The 16,904-nt window shown below is 46.1% G+C and carries 19 protein-coding genes and 1 pseudogene; 16 read left to right on the top strand and 4 right to left on the bottom strand.

The features are described from left to right. Positions 1-52: 52 nt before the first annotated feature. Together MiSe_RS00715 and MiSe_RS00710 are read left to right on the top strand one after the other, a co-directional pair. Positions 53-850 carry a sulfotransferase gene (locus MiSe_RS00715; RefSeq protein WP_226572780.1) on the top strand — a complete coding sequence of 266 codons (798 nt, stop codon included), beginning with the start codon at positions 53-55 and terminating at the stop codon, positions 848-850. Beyond that, positions 847-1,215: a hypothetical protein gene (locus tag MiSe_RS00710; RefSeq protein ID WP_226572778.1), complete on the top strand. Its 369-nt coding sequence runs from the start codon at positions 847-849 to the stop codon at positions 1,213-1,215. The genes MiSe_RS00715 and MiSe_RS00710 overlap by 4 nt, the downstream gene beginning before the upstream one ends. Here the strand turns inward: MiSe_RS00710 and MiSe_RS00705 are convergent. Continuing rightward, complete coding sequence (locus tag MiSe_RS00705) at positions 1,212-2,753, bottom strand: RNA-guided endonuclease TnpB family protein (protein WP_444980440.1); 1,542 nt, start codon at positions 2,751-2,753, stop codon at positions 1,212-1,214. The genes MiSe_RS00710 and MiSe_RS00705 overlap by 4 nt on opposite strands. A 58-nt stretch (positions 2,754-2,811) precedes the next feature. Between MiSe_RS00705 and MiSe_RS00700 the strand changes: the two genes are divergently transcribed. The 13 genes and pseudogenes from MiSe_RS00700 to MiSe_RS00640 all read left to right on the top strand — a co-directional run bounded on the left by MiSe_RS00700 (position 2,812) and on the right by MiSe_RS00640 (position 14,420). Further along, positions 2,812-3,000, top strand: a complete 189-nt coding sequence (locus tag MiSe_RS00700) for a hypothetical protein (protein ID WP_226572775.1) — start codon at positions 2,812-2,814, stop codon at positions 2,998-3,000. Positions 3,001-3,085: 85 nt separating this feature from the next. After that, positions 3,086-3,817: a hypothetical protein gene (locus MiSe_RS00695; RefSeq protein ID WP_226572773.1), complete on the top strand. Its 732-nt coding sequence runs from the start codon at positions 3,086-3,088 to the stop codon at positions 3,815-3,817. Positions 3,818-3,832: 15 nt separating this feature from the next. Beyond that, the gene (locus MiSe_RS00690) at positions 3,833-4,918 is read left to right on the top strand and encodes a prenyltransferase/squalene oxidase repeat-containing protein (protein WP_226572771.1); all 1,086 of its coding nucleotides are present in this window, start codon (positions 3,833-3,835) and stop codon (positions 4,916-4,918) included. Beyond that, positions 4,911-5,816, top strand: a complete 906-nt coding sequence (locus MiSe_RS00685) for a phytanoyl-CoA dioxygenase family protein (RefSeq protein ID WP_226572765.1) — start codon at positions 4,911-4,913, stop codon at positions 5,814-5,816. Before MiSe_RS00690 ends, MiSe_RS00685 begins: the two co-directional genes overlap by 8 nt. 217 nt (positions 5,817-6,033) lie before the next feature. Further along, positions 6,034-6,915 carry a phytanoyl-CoA dioxygenase family protein gene (locus MiSe_RS00680; protein WP_226572763.1) on the top strand — a complete coding sequence of 294 codons (882 nt, stop codon included), beginning with the start codon at positions 6,034-6,036 and terminating at the stop codon, positions 6,913-6,915. A gap of 18 nt (positions 6,916-6,933) precedes the next feature. Beyond that, the gene (locus MiSe_RS00675) at positions 6,934-8,157 is read left to right on the top strand and encodes a cupin domain-containing protein (protein WP_226572761.1); all 1,224 of its coding nucleotides are present in this window, start codon (positions 6,934-6,936) and stop codon (positions 8,155-8,157) included. Next, positions 8,154-8,966, top strand: a complete 813-nt coding sequence (locus MiSe_RS00670) for a RiPP maturation radical SAM C-methyltransferase (RefSeq protein ID WP_226572760.1) — start codon at positions 8,154-8,156, stop codon at positions 8,964-8,966. The genes MiSe_RS00675 and MiSe_RS00670 overlap by 4 nt, the downstream gene beginning before the upstream one ends. A 151-nt stretch (positions 8,967-9,117) precedes the next feature. After that, a pseudogene (locus MiSe_RS53570) lies at positions 9,118-10,393 on the top strand (RNA-guided endonuclease InsQ/TnpB family protein); the annotation flags it as partial. Next, complete coding sequence (locus MiSe_RS53565; protein WP_444980444.1) at positions 10,373-11,671, top strand: RiPP maturation radical SAM C-methyltransferase; 1,299 nt, start codon at positions 10,373-10,375, stop codon at positions 11,669-11,671. The pseudogene MiSe_RS53570 and the gene MiSe_RS53565, both read left to right, overlap by 21 nt. 46 nt (positions 11,672-11,717) lie before the next feature. After that, complete coding sequence (locus tag MiSe_RS00655) at positions 11,718-11,948, top strand: hypothetical protein (protein WP_226572754.1); 231 nt, start codon at positions 11,718-11,720, stop codon at positions 11,946-11,948. A gap of 33 nt (positions 11,949-11,981) precedes the next feature. Continuing rightward, positions 11,982-12,794 carry a 2OG-Fe(II)-dependent halogenase WelO5 family protein gene (locus MiSe_RS00650; protein WP_226572752.1) on the top strand — a complete coding sequence of 271 codons (813 nt, stop codon included), beginning with the start codon at positions 11,982-11,984 and terminating at the stop codon, positions 12,792-12,794. A 23-nt stretch (positions 12,795-12,817) separates the two neighbouring features. Beyond that, on the top strand, positions 12,818-13,981 hold the full coding sequence (locus MiSe_RS00645; RefSeq protein WP_226572750.1) for a hypothetical protein: 1,164 nt from the start codon (positions 12,818-12,820) through the stop codon (positions 13,979-13,981). A gap of 238 nt (positions 13,982-14,219) precedes the next feature. Next, positions 14,220-14,420, top strand: a complete 201-nt coding sequence (locus MiSe_RS00640; RefSeq protein WP_226572748.1) for a hypothetical protein — start codon at positions 14,220-14,222, stop codon at positions 14,418-14,420. 22 nt (positions 14,421-14,442) lie between these two features. Here MiSe_RS00640 and MiSe_RS00635 read toward each other — a convergent pair whose 3' ends face one another. Both MiSe_RS00635 and MiSe_RS00630 read right to left on the bottom strand, forming a co-directional pair. Next, on the bottom strand, positions 14,443-14,655 hold the full coding sequence (locus MiSe_RS00635; RefSeq protein ID WP_264196264.1) for a zinc ribbon domain-containing protein: 213 nt from the start codon (positions 14,653-14,655) through the stop codon (positions 14,443-14,445). Between the two features lie 49 nt (positions 14,656-14,704). Further along, entirely contained in the window at positions 14,705-15,514 is an 810-nt protein-coding gene (locus MiSe_RS00630) for an RNA-guided endonuclease InsQ/TnpB family protein (RefSeq protein ID WP_264196263.1), read from the bottom strand. Positions 15,515-15,815: 301 nt separating this feature from the next. Between MiSe_RS00630 and MiSe_RS00625 the strand changes: the two genes are divergently transcribed. Beyond that, positions 15,816-16,499, top strand: coding sequence for a phytanoyl-CoA dioxygenase family protein (locus tag MiSe_RS00625; protein ID WP_226572740.1), 684 nt, complete (start codon positions 15,816-15,818; stop codon positions 16,497-16,499). A gap of 200 nt (positions 16,500-16,699) precedes the next feature. Here the strand turns inward: MiSe_RS00625 and MiSe_RS00620 are convergent, their stop codons facing one another. After that, a complete protein-coding gene (locus MiSe_RS00620) occupies positions 16,700-16,897 on the bottom strand; it encodes a hypothetical protein (RefSeq protein WP_226572738.1) in 198 nt (65 codons plus the stop codon). Between the last annotated feature and the right edge of the window lie 7 nt (positions 16,898-16,904).

The following is a 16,904-nucleotide window of genomic DNA, read 5'->3' as shown; positions in this document are numbered from 1 at the left end:
GTGTAAATTTACCTTGATGTTAACTAGCGGCGAAAACAAACCGAACGAAAAGATGACATCGAAAGAAGTGGTTCAAAAAAGCACATCATCTCGTCAATTTCATGCGTATTGCGTCGGTCTTGCTAGAACAGGGACGACTTCGATTGCAGCTATCTTTGGACGCTATCGATCTGAGCATGATTTTATGTTCGAGGAAACCATGGCCCAAATAGCTGCATGGCAAGAGGGTCAGATTTCACCAGAGTTGTTCGAGGAATTTATTCTTGAACGCGACGAACAAGGGCAACTAGAATTAGATTCAGCCTGTTTTAATCATCATTACCTGCACATTTTCATAAAAAATTTTCAGCAAGCAAAATATATTTTCACTGTTCGAGATTGCTATTCTTGGCTGAACTCCGTATTGAATATGGGTCTGCGTTACGCTGATGGTATACCAGACTGGATGTTAATGTTCCGCAGATACAGCAAATTTTATATTGGCTATGAAATCGATAGCCTTGCAGTTTCCTCACGGCAAGCAATGCTCCAGGAAATGCCCAAGGTCATCGATGGACTATTATCGTACTGGCAAAAAAGTAACCAGCGCATCTTGGATCTTCTGCCACCAGAACGTTCTCTGATAGTTCCAACTCACAAACTTTCCCAATCCCTTGAGCAAATAGCAAATTTGGTTGGCGTTACACCCGAATCTCTGATTGAGGAAGCCAAGCATTCTAATCAAGCGCCTCCAGGTTACGATTGGCTCAAGTATATAGACCAAGATTTGCTGGAGGAACGCTGTTCTTTTTACTGCGGCTCTCTGATGGAGCGGTTATTTCCCGATCTGATGGAGGTAAGAAGAAATTGAACGCTGCACCGCAGACATTGGATAGCTATTTCGAGGTATTGGAGCCTGATATTAAGCCAAGTTTAATCTCTAGTGAGTATGTCTCTGCTATTCGGCGAGTAGCTGGTTTGTTTCCTACCTTCGTCCCGAATGTGTTTGGCTTTGAATCTCGGCTCAACAGCAACTCTGGACGCACGGATTTTGCCATAAACATGACAGCAAAAGGGAGCGAATTACTTGCCTGGAAGCTGTTTGACCAATCGCAGCCAGAAGTATTCCGCCAAGAAGAGAGGTGGAAGCGGGTGAGCCATTTTTTTCAGGAATGGGGAAAAACAAACTCATCACCATTTGCAGATGCTAACAGCTTGAGCCACTCTCCGAACTAGAAGTTCGGAGATTCAGGCAAAGGTGGAGTAAGCTTTTCGCCCTTATTGGCTATCTGGCTAACTTTTTTGCCTTCTGAGGAGAACTGCTCTACCGGGCAATCAGCGCACGGGCTTTGGGACTCGCCTACTCGTCTCGCAGTTTGTTGATATCGCTTCCATGCCTCCAGCAGGAGCGGCTCCGCCCCCTGATACTGATTTACAGCATCATGCAATGAAAGACTATCCTGATTGACGTGCCGACTCAGATAGGCAGTGAATAAATCACGGTGCATTACTACACCTGTGACATCCCTGTGAACTCTTTCTGATAGAGGCTTCTTAATACGCTCTCCATTCAGATGAGTCTGGGATAGCGCCGTTTTCTGGGTCGAGAACTTAGTGAATGAACCGCCAGCCTTCTCAGCTTTGCGTTTCAGTTCAGATTGAACAAAACCAGGGGACTTAGCAGAAATTGCTTTACCGTAACGCTTCTGCCATCCCTTCACCGACACATTTTCTGTCTTGACTTCCTTGCCATGTCTGAGAATCTCGTTGACTATTTTACGATTCTGAGACTTGGCGTAAGCAGTTTTTCTACGCTCCAAGTTGCGCTTTTTAGCCGCAGTTTTATTGTAAGTTTGAGAATTGTTCCATCTACGCTTGCCCTTCTTTGCTTTACCCTTCTTTTTGACTACCTTGCGCCCCTTCTTGCCCTTGAAGTCTGGCTCGTAATTGTCGGTATTATTAGCACGTCGAGAACGCTCCATCTTACGCTGTAACGCTCTTATTTCGTTCTCGCATCTCGGTACACCTTCCGCAAAAGGTAGCAACCCAGCATGTTTATCACCAACAAAGGCAATATTGGAGATGTTCAGATCCAACCCAACCACCCCATCAAACACGTAATTTTTTGGTTTTTGGTAGGGTTCTCCGAGGCATATTAGCTGAACGTACCACCGGCGCTTACCATTGAGTTCACGCCAGAGAATGCGGACATACTTTACAGGTGAGTTCAACCCGTGCTGAATTACTGGGTTGGATTGTTCGATAATCACATTTAGCTTGAGCGAACCCCAGACCAATTGGTTATTCTTCCATCTAATCCCCTGCTTGTTGGTCTTGCCCTCTAGAGACTTGAAGCGTGATGGTATTTTGTAGCGCACCTTCTTGGCACGCCCAAACATTACCCTCTCACTAGCTTTAAAGGCACGAGTGGCTATGGTCTGCTGGGTATTTGAATCGAGTTTTTCAGCTATCCACGAGGATTCATTACTTACCTTTGTTGCATAAGCTTGTAAATCATAGTCACAAAACCTGTAAGCATTCCTAGCATCATTGAAGGCTTTCTGACGCTCTTTCTTTTTATCTCTAGGAATTTTCTTAGCTGCTTTGTAGGCATCGGAATTACGTACTAGCTCCATCCGCACCATAGCTTCGTTAAGACAAGCATTGTAAAGTTGCCTACCAACCTGAAACCGCACCTCTAACTCGCGTTCCTGCTTGCTGTCAACAACTATTGGTAGTTCAACTACGAATGATGGAGTCGCACTCCGTGCCATTTGATATCGCCTCCTATTCCTTTGTTAATCTATAGTTAGTATAACAATCACTTCTATTATGTCAACAGGAAAAGGCAAAAAAAGATTGCGCGGTATCCCCGTCTTGTACGATGAAAAGAAAACTAGGCATACCCTGTTAATTACGCCTAGTTCTTGGGGTAAATTGCAGCGCGTTGCCCGAAACAACGGGTTAAGCCTGAGTGAGTATGTCGAGCAGTGGATAATATCTTTGTCGGACGGCGATTAAAATCGCCCGTATCGCGTTTGGGCCCCGATTTAAAAATGCGGGGCTACCACGCTCCCGTATTACTTAGGTGTGGTTGGAATTTGACATGGATCGGCTGTCGGCGGCTCAACTCGTCCCCAGCGTCGTGTTATTTGCCTATTGGTTAGATAGTTTTAACAGTAAAATGGTGGTTCAGCGTCCTCTGAATTGGCTGACGGGAACTGTCCTACCGATTTTGCGAGGTGCGGCGCTGCCAGACGATCTAGAGCGTAACTTTTTGCAGTGCATTGAGTTGGCTATGCCTAGCTTGTATTTCCAGGTTGGCAGTATGCTTTCTAGAAACATAGACGTGCTAAGACTATGTATTTTTAACATTACGGGGGATGAGATTACCAGTTTTTTATCTCGCATTGGCATTGAGGAATGCTTGGCAGAAATAGAGCAGGCGATCGCAGACTTTGCAGGGTTGGTGGACTCGCTGTGCTTGCACCTGGATATTGGTGAAGTAATATACCCGCGCATTGGAATAGAACTGTTATACGACAACCTTCACCCTTGGAAGCGACAGCCCAACAAAGAAACCCGATGGTTCCAGTTGTTCGATAAGCTTGTAGAGCGTGGTTTGTGTACACCCGAAAAGCGAGAGGCTTTACTAGGCTGGACGGGCTACGTACCAATTACCCAATCTTCAGGAGGACAAGAGTTGAATTCGATGTCCGATGGGCTTTTGTTGCGGGGGTTGCAGCACATTAAACTTGTTTTTTCTCCCAATCAACCCCCAGAAGCAAAAGCATACTTTGGCGCAGGGTTTAATCCGATACCAAGTAAGAGAACATAATTTAACAAAGATCTCATGACAAATTGTGCAGAGATAGGTAAGCAACACCTGCATCAAACTGTGAGTCAAGCCGTCACCTTCTTGTTGCAAGCGCGGGACAAGGGAGGGTGGTGGAAAGATTTTTTCACACCCGCAGGTGTCAGCGATGCTTGGGTAACTGGATTTGTGGGGACAACGCTGGCTGGCATACCAGATGCTGGCGCTAAACAAGCAGCCGATGCCGCTTGGCAGCTTTTGGCACACCGAGAGACTTACGAGGGAGGCTGGGGATATCACGCCAAGGTGCCAGCAGATGCAGATACGACCCTCTGGAGCTTGCAGTTAGCTGAAGCACTGGGACTAGGGCATGAGGAACGCTGCCAGCAAGCCTACGCCTTTTTGGCGCGTCACGTCAAAAGCAATGGTGGCGTCTCTACCTACGAGCAAGAATCCCCGATCCGAGAGTATATTGGTTTGCCTGAAGGAATAATCTCGTTTCAGGGATGGTGCGGTGCCCATACCTGTGTGACGGCAGCAGCCGCCTCCTTACCGGAGTTAAGCGGACAAATTCTTCCCTATCTGCGGCAACGGCAAGCAGCAGATGGCAGATGGTGCAGCTACTGGTGGTTTGAAGATGAGTACTGCACGGCTAGAGCTGCCACTGCTCTAGCGCTGCATGGGCAATCTGATAGCGATCGCCAGCGGGTAGAAAAAGCCGTTGTCTGGGCTGTTGAACGGTTGCAGCAGCTACTGAGTGCTTTGCAGCCAGCGGAATTTGCTATAGCCTGGTGTTTGCAAATACTGACACTGGGAAAAGATTTAACATCTGTACGCGAGATTTGTTTAGAGGGCGTGCAACACCTGATCGAGAGTCAAAGAGCAGATGGTTCTTGGCAACCATCCGCCAGATTGCGCGTGCCGCGTCCTGATATGGTAGATCCAGAGTTGGTTCAGAATTGGCAACGGTGGACGGGAAAATTTGCAGGTCCTCCCACTCTGGAAAAGGTTCTGGAAAATACCTTTAATATTTTCTCTCTCGATCAGAACGGCATTTTTACCACGGCAACTGCATTGCAAGCATTGCAGCGCCTTAGTGAGTTAGGGTGGTGGAAAAATGAATAAACAGACATTAAACAGCAAAGAACATCTCGTGGGGGTGCTGGAAGTCGAAAACTTACCCGAACTCTCCCACAGATGTTCTTTGTCGCCCGCACAGGTCGAACAGTATCGTCAAGATGGTCATCTCGTCGTACCTCAAGCCTTGGCTCCGGCGGATGTCACCGCCTATCGTCCCTTTCTCGTCGAGGCGGCTAACCGAGAACTGGCAAAGCTCAATGACTGCGAACGAGCGGTAGGAACCAGTGGTTCCAGATTTGTCTACGATCTGCGAGAAGTACATCAGGCTGTATGGCGTTTTATCACCTCTTTTGCCATCGCCAAAATAGCAGCCGAATTGTTGGAAGTTGATAGTGTCAGGCTGCTGCATTACAACTGTTTTTTCAAGCCGCCACAGGGGTTGGGAACGCCTTGGCATCAAGATTGCTTGTACATTCCCTTAAATACCGATAAAGTAATAGCAGCCTGGATACCGTTGGTGGAACTGTCCCCAGATATGGGTCCCCTAACCTTTGCTAGCGGCTCCCATCGGTCGGGTTTCTGCGAGTTTGCCAACAACAACCAATATTCTCCGGAACAAATCGCGCAGATGCTCCAAGAACGAGGCTTGCGGTTAACGAGCGTAGGAAGTATGGCTGTTGGCGATGTTTCCTTCCACAGCAGTTTTACCCTCCATAGCGCCCCCAAGAATTTTAGCAATCGGATGCGGGAAGTCATCGCCATCAGCTACTACGCCGATGGGGCTCGCATTGGCGAACCAGAAAACTTTTATTTGTCATCTTCCCAGGCATTGCAATCCGTAAAATATCGCGAGCATTTTCTCAAAGAGTACTTCTCTGGTTTACAGCGGGGAGATTTGGCTGGCAGCCCTACTAATCCCGTCGTATATCAAAAAAACAAATAGGAAGTGTTTGGATAATAGCAATACTAATAACGCTTGTTGCTAGTTATCTTTTTAGGGCTGCTAATAGCTAATGGCTAATAGCTAATGGCTAATGATATAACCGAAAAATCTTCTCACGCTCGATTAGCAAGCTTGCGATTAGCAATGCGATAAAACCAGTTATAATTAGCAACTTGGGTTAAGATTGTCGGATATCAAACAGCAAAATAGGAGTGTAATGATGATCGAGGTTGAGGTCAATCTGCCAGAACTGTCAAGTGAATACCCAGTGGCAACAGAGCAAATACAAAAATTTCAAGAACAGGGTCATATTTTGTTGCGCGGCGTGGTTTCTCAAGCAGAGATTGATGCATATCGCCCTTACATTTTAAAAGCCATTGAACGCAATTTAGAGGAAAATCATGCGATCGAAAAGCTAGTTAAAGGTAACCAAGAAAACTGGATATATATTGACAATTTATGGCGTCTGGATGACATTGCCCGTCGGTTCATTCTGGCTTCTCGGTTTGGACAAATTGCTGCTGAACTCCTGGGTGTGGATGCTGTGCGGCTGTTTCGCGATCAAACGTACTTCAAAAAACCCGGTGGTACTGACACTCCTTGGCATCAAGATGGGTACTTTATGCCCCTGGATACAGAAAAAATTATTACCATGTGGCTCCCCCTTGTAGAAGTGACACCAGAGATGGCTCCCATGAGCTTTGTCACTGGTTCGCATCAGGGGGCGAAATACCTTGGCACTTCCACGCCACAGCCAGCAAAAATGCAGGAATTTGCCGAGTCAATTATCCAGAGAGGTTATGAAATAACATCCTACGGAACCTTTGCGGCGGGGGATGTCACGTTTCATTCTGGCTGGACATTGCATAGCGCGCCCAGCAACAAAAGCGATCGCAATCGCGAAGTCCTCGTGATAGTTTACTATGCCGATGGCGCGCGCATCGCTCAACCAAAAAAATTGGATTCCCAAGCTCCACTTCAAGAGCGCTTCGCCGAACAGATGCGCCAACAAACGCTAAATAGCTGCTTCCCAGGACTACAACCAGGAGACTTGGCGGTGACGCCAATGAATCCGCTGATTTACCGCAAAAACACTTGAAAATAGCATCAAACAGAAGTGACAAGCACAGACTTTGATTTTGCCAAAGCGATCGCTCCGATTCAAGTAGATACATTCTTCGATGAATATTGGGAAAAACGCCCCCTAGTTGTTTCCAGGCAAACGCCAGACTATTACACCAATCTGCTGACGATGGCAGATATTGATTTGATTATCTACAGTCTTGGGCCAGATTGGAAGACCTTGCGCCTCGTCAAGCAGGGGGGCTTTTTTGCCCACAACTTTATGCACCCTGACGGGTCTGCTAACATTGTTCAACTTTACAATGCTTACGAACAAGGCTACTCCATCATTCTTTTAGACCTACATAAACGTTGGATGCCATTGTCAGCATTCGCCAGGGAATTAGAATGTTTTCTAAACCATCCTGTAGGGATAAATTTATATTTGACACCCAAGAATTCCCAGGCTTTTGTGCCGCATTTTGATGACCACGATGTCTTGATTCTTCAGATTGAGGGAACAAAAAACTGGCGGATTTACGAACCGATTGTCGAACTACCTAATAAGGAATTTGCCGGCGGCGAACAGTCACTACCAAAAGAGCAACTTCCGCCTGTGGTAGCCGATATTTGTTTGGCACCAGGTGACATGTTGTATTTGCCTCGCGGTTATGGTCACAATGTTTCAACATCCAACTGCTCATCCTTGCATTTGACAGTGGGCATCTTTATTTATACTTGGAGCGATTTGCTTTCTGGAATGTTGCGATCGCTATCCAAACAAGATGTTGCCTTTCGCCGTGCATTGCCACCAGGTTTTATCCGCGACAGCCAGATAAAAAACTCCCTAGAAGCACAATTTCAGGAAATACTGCAATATTTAGCAACCCAAGCCAAGCTGGAATCCGGCATCGAAAAACTCACTGATAGTCTGCTAGAAAATATGAAAAATCCCTTGCCGGATGGATATTTCCGGCGGATCGACCATCTCAGTAAGATAAACTTGGAGACTATTGTACAGAAAAGAAAAGGTACTATATTCCGCATAGTAACCAGCGAAAATTCGCTCACAGTTAAGTACCTCAGCACCAAGATAGAGATGTCGCAAAAATTTGCAGCAGCTTTGGATTACATTAATACCAATAGCAAATTTACCATCAAAGAATTACCGCTCCTAAATGATGATGCCAAATTAGAATTGGTGCAGCGGATGATTGGGAGCGGGATTTTAACAATCGTCGAAGAGAGAACAGTCAAAGATTCAGGAGGTTGGTCATGACAGATATATGTTTGGTGTCAATGCCATACTCATCGCTCAACGGTCCTTCGATTGCTTTAGGATTGCTAAAGGGCGCACTGAAGGAAACAGAAATCAAAGCCAGCGTACTTTATCCCAATATCTGGTTTGCCCAAGAAATTGGGCTGGATACCTATATTGCTCTGTTTGAGGGCAAGAACGAGGAACTGATTGGAGAGTGGACCTTTGCTAAAGCTGCCTTCCCAGACTTTGAACCGGATGATACCATCTATCCCAGCAAACCCTTGGCAACGCGGGATATGCTGTACGAACGCCTCGATCTGGAACGGGAAAATTTGCCGGAGCAATTTCGGAAAGTACGTGAAAAAGCTCCTGCCTTTGTCGATCGGGTAGCGCAAGCCATTCTGGCACAAAAACCACGGATTGTTAGTTGTACTTCAACTTTTGGTCAACACGTGGCTTCGCTTGCCTTACTCAGGCGAATTCGAGAACTGGCACCAGAAGTAATTACCTTGATCGGGGGAGCCAATTGCGAAGGAGTTATGGGACTGGCAACTAAGCGAGCGTTTGATTGGGTAGATTTTGTCTTTTCAGGGGAAGGCGATACCTTGTTTTACGACCTCTGCCGCAAGCTACTTGACTTTGGTCGCAACGTTAGCGCTGCGGAACTACCGGAAGGTGCGATCGGTGTCTGTAATATGAATGGGAAGTCTTCCCCTCCCCGAGCTTCTGTTTGGGATATGGATCGAGTGCCTATCCCCGACTACGACGATTATTTTGCAGCTATCCAAACCTCGCAAATTAGTGCTTACCAAAAGGTAGAAAGGTAGGTTGAAAGCCCCTGCCTTTTAGGCAGGGGATGAAAACCAGGGGGCAGGATTTATCCTGCCTGTCGATGTAGAGCATTAAATTTTAATGCAAAAAGATATTACCAGCGGTAAAAATGATAATATTTAAATTGTGTTAAAAGAGGTGATTTGCTTGTACGGATGCCAGCAAGAACTAATACCAAACACCAAAGAGTTAACGCCTGTGCTAGAGTACTTGTGCAGCGAAATTAACGATCTAACAAACTGTGGCATCTACTATGCTCGCCAGATTTATTTTAAAACTGGAAGAATCTTGTCCGGCAAAGCAGGAAGTGCGGGGCTGTGCAAGGAGATGAAATCTTCTTTGCATTACGGTGCAGTTTACTCTCAAGTTGCCGTGCCAAGCGCTTAACGGCATCGCTGAATCTTTTAAATCGTTTCAAGAGTTAATCAGTTCCTACAAAAAGGGCGAATTAGAAAATAAGCCTCGTCCACCCAAATACCGTAAATCAAACGGCATGGCGATTGCCACCTATCCCAAGCAAGCCTTAAAGCTAATAGGAAAGCAAGTGCGCTTGCCGATGGGACAGCTTTGTAAAACTTGGTTTGGGGTAGAAGCATTCTGGTTAACAATGCCATCGAACCTGCGGTTTGAAGACATCAAAGAAGTTCGTGTTTTACCTCGCAATCGATGCTTTTATGCCGAGTGGGTGTATCTTCAAAAGACTATATCGGTTGAATTAGATCCATCGCGGGTTCTGGGCATTGATAGCGGAGTGACCAACTGGTTGACGTGCGTCAGCAACGTCGATACGTCTTTCATTATTGATGGGAGACATGTCAAATCGCTCAACCAATGGTTTAATAAATCAGTCGCCAAAATCAAAGAAGGCAAGCCACAAGGATTTTGGTCGAAGCGCCTTGCCCATCTAACGGAAAAGCGCAATCGGCAGATGCGAGATGCCATTAATAAAGCGGCAAGGATAGTAATTAACCACTGCTTGGAACGTAAGATTGGGCGCATTGTTTTTGGTTGGAATCAGGGGATTAAACAAGAGATAAATATTGGCAAGCGCAACAACCAAGCTTTTGTTCAAATCCCGACGGCTAAATTAAAATGCCGCATTGCTCAATTATGCAAACAATACGGCATACAGTTTGTTGAAACTGAAGAAGCTAACACATCGGCAGCATCTTTTTTGGACGGCGATACAGTTCCTAAATACGGTGAAAAACCCACAGACTGGAAGTCGTCAGGAAAGCGAGTGAAGCGCGGATTGTTTCGCACTGCGAACAACTTTTATGTCAACGCAGATGCTAACGGTGCAGCTAATATACTACGAAAAGTAGCCGGAATGCAAGGACTCGATCTAAGCAGACTGAGTAGGGGGACTTTGACCTCCCCGCCCAGGATTTTCCTGTGGAAATTGGCAAGTGTAAAGCGGAGCAATGCGTCTTTAGACGCATTGCTCCGCCTCCTTGTAGAATCCCCCTCTAAGAGGGGGGAGGGTCAAATTCACCCCGGATTGCCAGTACAAACATCACGAGGTTGTTGGTGGGGGCAAGTGCATCACTGTACATTCTGCGGACTCAATGGCGCGTCAATGGCATATCGCTCGAAATCACCAGAGCGCGTAGTGGAGGAGTTCGACCATCTGGCAAAAAGGTACAACGTCACTAATTTTATTGTGGTCGATAATATTCTCGATTTAAAATACATCAAAACTGTTTTACCAGAACTAGCGAAAGCTGACCAATCTTACCAGCTCTTTTTTGAAACAAAAGTTAATTTGCAGCGAGAACAAATGGCAACGTTAGCCGCCGCTGGTATTCGCCACATCCAGCCCGGTATTGAGAGTATGCACGATGAAGTGCTGAAGTTGATGGATAAAGGAACTACAGCCATCATGAATGTGCAGTTTCTCAAATGGGCTAGGGAATTGGGGATTTTCGTGGGTTGGAATTTTCTCTGGGGTTTGCCCAAAGAGCAAGATGAATGGTATGCCGAAATGGCTCAATGGCTACCACTGATTACCCATCTCCAACCCCCTGGTTTTGGTCGGATTCAGTATCACCGCTTTAGTCCTTACTTCCAACGCCCTCAAGAATTTGGATTAGACTTAGAGCCTTATTGGACTTATGCCTATGTCTATCCGCTACCCCCAGATTTGTTAACCGACCTCGCCTATTATTTTGAAGATAAAAATCGCGACTCCATGACAGCTGAACTCAAAAAACGACCCGGTTTGAGAGCAGCTAGAGCGGCAGTTGTGCGGTGGAATCAACTATGGAGTCAATTAGGATTTGGCGACTCCCAGACCAAACAGAAGGCTCCCACATTGAGCCAAACCGACGATGGTCAGCAAATCAAGATTCTAGACACCAGACCTGTAGCAGTTAAGATGTTGTACCTGTTGCAGGGACTTGAGAGTTGGATATACCGCCTTTGTGACCGGGCCCGCAGTTCTCGGAATTTGCTGGAAGCCATACGCAACGAATACCAGTCCGATATGTCTTGGGACGACATCAAACCTGCGATTGATAAACTGCGAAACGACAAACTATTGCTAGAACTCAATGGTAAATTTCTCAGCTTGGCTGTCAAAGAACCAGTCGCTCCCATACCCAATACACCCGCCCAATCGCCTGGTGGTTATATCGATATTGTCCAATACCAACTTGAACGCACAGATCTGAGTGCAGCAGCAACCTGTAAAACAAACTAAACAGGGCAAACTTGTCAAAAAATCTAATTAAAAGAATGGCACATTTATGGAGAAACAAGAGTTATTAACTCGAATAGAACCAAGCCCAAAACCTAAAAAGTACGAGGAATTGGCTGAATGGTGGCAATCCTTAGCTCCGGAGTTGGCCGGAAAAACGAAAATACCAGAAATAGCAAGATTAGCGGTAGATAAAGCTTCAGGGCAACCAGGCTTTACTAACAATATTAAATTCAAGCAAACAAAGTTTAAGAATAGGTGTCGAACGAGAGAATATTGAAGAGGATAAAATCTGAGGAGAAAAAGGTGAAAAATGGGTACGTGTAAACTATTAGAAATGAACTCCCGTGCCTTGGATGAGTGCGGTGATGTCATGGGCAGTATCCGCAATGGACAAATTGATGGTATCCTAATTAAGGAGTTCATCTCACCAAACATCGCCCTTTCCCGTGGCAAAAGTTTGATCAAAAATCCATCGTTGATGCTCAACAGTTCGTGTCCCTACGGTCGCATTTATGCACGCACCATTATCGGTATAGGCAACCAATCCGAACAGTATTTTGAGGACGCGCAGGTATTTAGAACTGAGTGCGAGCAATTTTTTGGGTCCCAAGAGAGTTTTGAGACTCACTTGGCGCAATTACTTTCAAAAATAGCAGGGGGCAGAACAGTATCGTTGCCCCTTGGTTCCGGTGGTAATCCCTACTCTCCCGCTACCATCAGGTGGGTAGATCCGGGTGGATCGATCGCACCTCACTGCGAAAAAGTTTATTTCAAGGCTGGAACGCTGTCATTCAAGCTGATCGATCGGATTGCAGCAGCAGACACCATATTTAGCTTCTTTATGGTAATGACGAAGCCTGAAGCTGGAGGAGAACTTGTTCTTTACGATTTCAATTGGCAGAACCAAAATGGTAATGGAGTCGGGAATAAAACTAACCCAAAATACCTAGAGTCCCACTGCAACCCTACCCCAATTTCCATTTCTGAAGGAGACCTGATAATTTTCAATGCCGGACAGATTTGGCATCAGATTTCCGAGGTTAAGGGGACAATCCCGCGCATTACTATTGGCGGATTTATCAGCTTCTCGAAAGACGACAAAACGCTTTATTACTTTAGCTGAATGCGATTATAGGAGTACGAACTTTGTCTGACAGCACGCGATCGCTTGGCTTGATACAGCAACCGCAGCTTGTGAATCTTCTAGATGCAGCGAAGGAACAATTCGATCCGGTTCTGTTCCCACCCCATTCTCTGGAATTGATCCGTTCGCTGACGGCGAAGCTACCGCTGACAAATTCCTTGTTGTTTGAACTGAGAATGTTGGAGTCGGATTCAACTCTCGACCTTTCCCTACCTTTTCCAGAAAATTTCAGTTCCCAAGCACGAGAATGGAGTTGTTTTTATCCTTGGGAAGGAATTATTTCTTTGCATCGCGCTTGCCAAACAGGTGGAGAGTTGGCAGGGTCGATTGGAAGTCATGTATTCTGGTTCGAGTTCGACAGCGATCAGATGCTTCAACCTATTCCCATACCTGGGGTGTTTCTTGATGTCTCCCCGGAACTATCCCAGCCTGAAAACAAGAGTTTGCTTGCCCAGTTACTATGTCGGGCAACTGCGATACTCAGGGGCAAAAATGTTCCTGACTCCACGCACCAAGGACTGGAAAATCTCCTCAATACACTGCCGGAATGTGTCTGTTGCACTCATTTTGGTGTCATGCTTTCTAGGAAGGAAGGAACTGCTCCTGTATCTTCGATCAGAGTCAACTTTGGTAGATGGGAACAAGTAGGGGATATAGCTGCTTGGCTAGAAACTATGGGCTGCAATGCAGTTGCGGCGGAACTTGCCAAGGTAATTGAGCAGATTCCCAATCTATTAGGTAGGGCGATCGTTACTTTAGATATCGCTGCATCCATCGGTCCGAGAATTGGTCTGGAGTGCTACCCAACTGCAATGGCAGATGCGAGTTCCAGCCAACAAGGCAGCAGATGGCTGGCTACGTTTACAGCTTGGCTGGAGGAGCGATCGCTAGCCAGCAGGCAAAAAGCAGAAGCCCTATTCGGTTGGGACAGTGACACATCTGTGCCAATACCACCGCATTCCGATGGGGGATGGCTGTCAAATTACTCTGCCTGTGAGGCAAACTTGAGCCACCTGAAGCTTGTTTTTGAACCGCTGGCAGGTTTACAAGCTAAAGCCTACCTGCTCGCTAATTTTGTCGATCAAGATGAGGCTGAATCTAAGAGTGCCCGCTTAGCCTTTGAGTCCTTTACTCAGATTTGGAAAGCTGATAGTTCAACTTTCTGAGAATGCATATCGCTGCGGCTTACAGCAGTTTTCATATATTTAGACCACAACGAGTGCGTTCTTCTTTGCGCCTACCCAGTACCGAACGCCTAAAGGCGAATGTGTCTTGGCGTGAACCGAAAAAATGTGGTTCATTTACCTGAAAATAGCTGTAAAACCCGCTCGCCCAAGCGTATAGAATTTCTGCTTATTTCTTTGGCTTTGCTCTAAAAGCTAGTTCAATGTAAGGAAAAATGCCATGACAGATATAGCGTTAGACTTGCCCGATTTGTCAGCCGACTATCCCCTGACTTCTGAGCAGATACAACAATACCGGGAATGGGGTCACGTTCTCTTACCGAGTCTCGTTACCCAACCCGAAATTGACGCCTACCGCCCGCATATTTTAGCCGCTGTACACCAGCATCAAGACCACAATCTGTTATCTAAAATCCGGTAAAACCCGGAAAATAGTTGACGTTTCATCCGGTGACTAAGGAGTCAGAACCGTCTACGTCCAGGCACGGCTTAACCTTCCGTGCATATTTTTCCAGATTGACAGATGCGTTAAGATCCCTGTCAACTTTAAACCCACAAGCCCCACAATCGAAGCTACGTACCTTCAAGTTCATCGGTTGCTTGTGTCCACAGGTTGAACATACCTGGGTAGATGGATACCATCTATCCACCAGCACTACAGTTGAACCATAACGTGAGGCTTTGTATTCAATCTGTCTGCGGAACTCATAGAAGTTTGCACGACTCTACAGCACCAGCCAATTTATGATTAGCCATCATGCCTGATGCGAACAAATCTTCAATTGCTACAACAGCGTGGTTTTTGCATATATATGTTGTAGCTTTATGAGTGGCATCTCGACGAATATTGCATATCCGTTGATACACTAAAGCTATGCGTTGCTTTTGTCGGCTATATCGATTTGACCCTTTAACTTTACGTTGCAGTTGACGCTGTAATCTGGCTAATCGCCGAGAACATCTTTTCCATGCCTTTGGATTGGTAAATACGACACCATAAGACAGAAATGCTAAGTTTTTTATCCCTAAATCTACTCCTACATAGTCTCTAGATTTAGGTGTTATTTTGGGTTCTAACTCGTAACTAAAACTGATGTACCATTTACCTGCTTGCCTGGAAATCGTAAAGGTTTTAGTCGTGGTATGAGGTAAGCCTTCATAGGTTTTAACCCATCCAATAGTAGGTAGCTTAAGGCTTGTGCCTCCTACGTTTACGGGCTTGCCACCAGCATTAATGGTAAAGCTATCGGCACGTCCTTTTTTCTTGAATTTTGGATAATCTGCGCGACCAGAGAAAAAATTCTTAAAGGCTTTTCCTAGTGCATCAAACGCAAACTCTGTCACTTTTTGACATATTCCTTTTTCTTTGAGCCAAGGGTAAACATGTTTGACAGAATTATTAAAAAATTTCTTGAGCAAGAAAGCATTAGGTTTGTATCCTTCTTTATACAAAGAAGACCAAATGGCTAGACCCCAATTATAAGTAAACCTGGCTATTCCTGCGTGTTTAGCCATCAATATTTGTTGCTCTGGTGTCAGTTTTAGTCTTGTCTTAATTGACGTATACAAATTTTATCACCCCATTTTATAATTATTATTGTACGACAACTACAAGACAAGCGTCTAGTGGTAGCTAGAACTTACAAAATAAACGTGAGACTAAACTCTGTCGAGATGGACAAGCAAGAGTTGTTTGCATCAATCAATGGTGTGAGGCAAGTCCTCGCGTTGAGGATGCCGATCCAGAAATTACCGGGAAATTCCAAGTTATGCCTGTAAATCAGGCGTCTAGTATCAACTCTCGACCGAACAGTTAATGAACGCCAAGCGGGAGAACTGGATCTATATCGATAATTTATGGAGTCTCGACGCGATTGTCGGTCGCTTTATCCTCGCCACTCGCTTCGCTAAAATCGCAGCCGACTTGCTCGGTGTAGATGCCGTCCGGCTGTATCGCAATCAGGTGATTTTCAAGAAACCTGGAGCCGTCAGAACGCCCTGGCATCAAGATGCCCACTTTTTTCCGATTGATGCTAAAAAAACGGTTACCCTGTGGCTGCACTTGGTTGACGTAACTCCCAAGATGGCTATGATGATCTTCGCCAACGGCACCCATCGCCAGGAACGTTCTTTAGGAAATACGTCGCGCGACGAGGAGGAAATGCGCCAATTTGGCGAGTCCCTATTCGAGCAAGGGTATCCGCTGACCACTTGCAGAATGTATGCAGCTGGAGACGCCGAGTTTATTGACGGTTGGTTGCTGCACTGCACAACCGATAACGAGGGCGATCGCACGCGGGAATCGTTAGTGGCAGTTTACTACCCCGATGGTACTCGCCTCGCACCGCCGAGAGAGTTGGCGGCTGACGCGCCCATCTCAGAACAGTTTGCTGAAAATGCCCGCCGACAAACGCGAATAACCTGCTTTCCGGGCTTGCAACCGGGAGACTTAGCCGTTACGCCGATGAATCCATTAGTTTACCGTCGCCAGCGTCGTTAAAAAAGAAAAGGAAAACAAACTATGGCTGGGTACCAATGGTATTACAACGATAACGATCCTCAAATCATGGCTGGTGTAAATAACACACCAGTAATTTAGGCTGCTCTGGAGGCAATTGACAAGCTTGCAATTAGCAAGCGAGCAATTAGCAATTAGCCATCTATACACTACCGATCTCTCGCGGACATGATATTACCCCTCTAGCGATCGCTCATCCATCCCGGTAAACTTAGTATGCTCTGGAGAAAAAACGCTTCACTCCATTGCGGTAAAGGAACAGGCGCTGAAGCGCCTACTACGAACTGGCCTGCCTGGGACAATTCTGCCACAACTGCTTGTGGGGTAGGCATCCTGCCTGCCTTGGACAATTCTCCAACCACTTCTTGTGGGGTAGGCATCCTGCCT

The organism is Microseira wollei NIES-4236, from assembly GCF_020521235.1.
Taxonomy (GTDB): domain Bacteria; phylum Cyanobacteriota; class Cyanobacteriia; order Cyanobacteriales; family Aerosakkonemataceae; genus Microseira; species Microseira wollei.
This window is presented reverse-complemented; position numbering and strand designations above follow the sequence as displayed.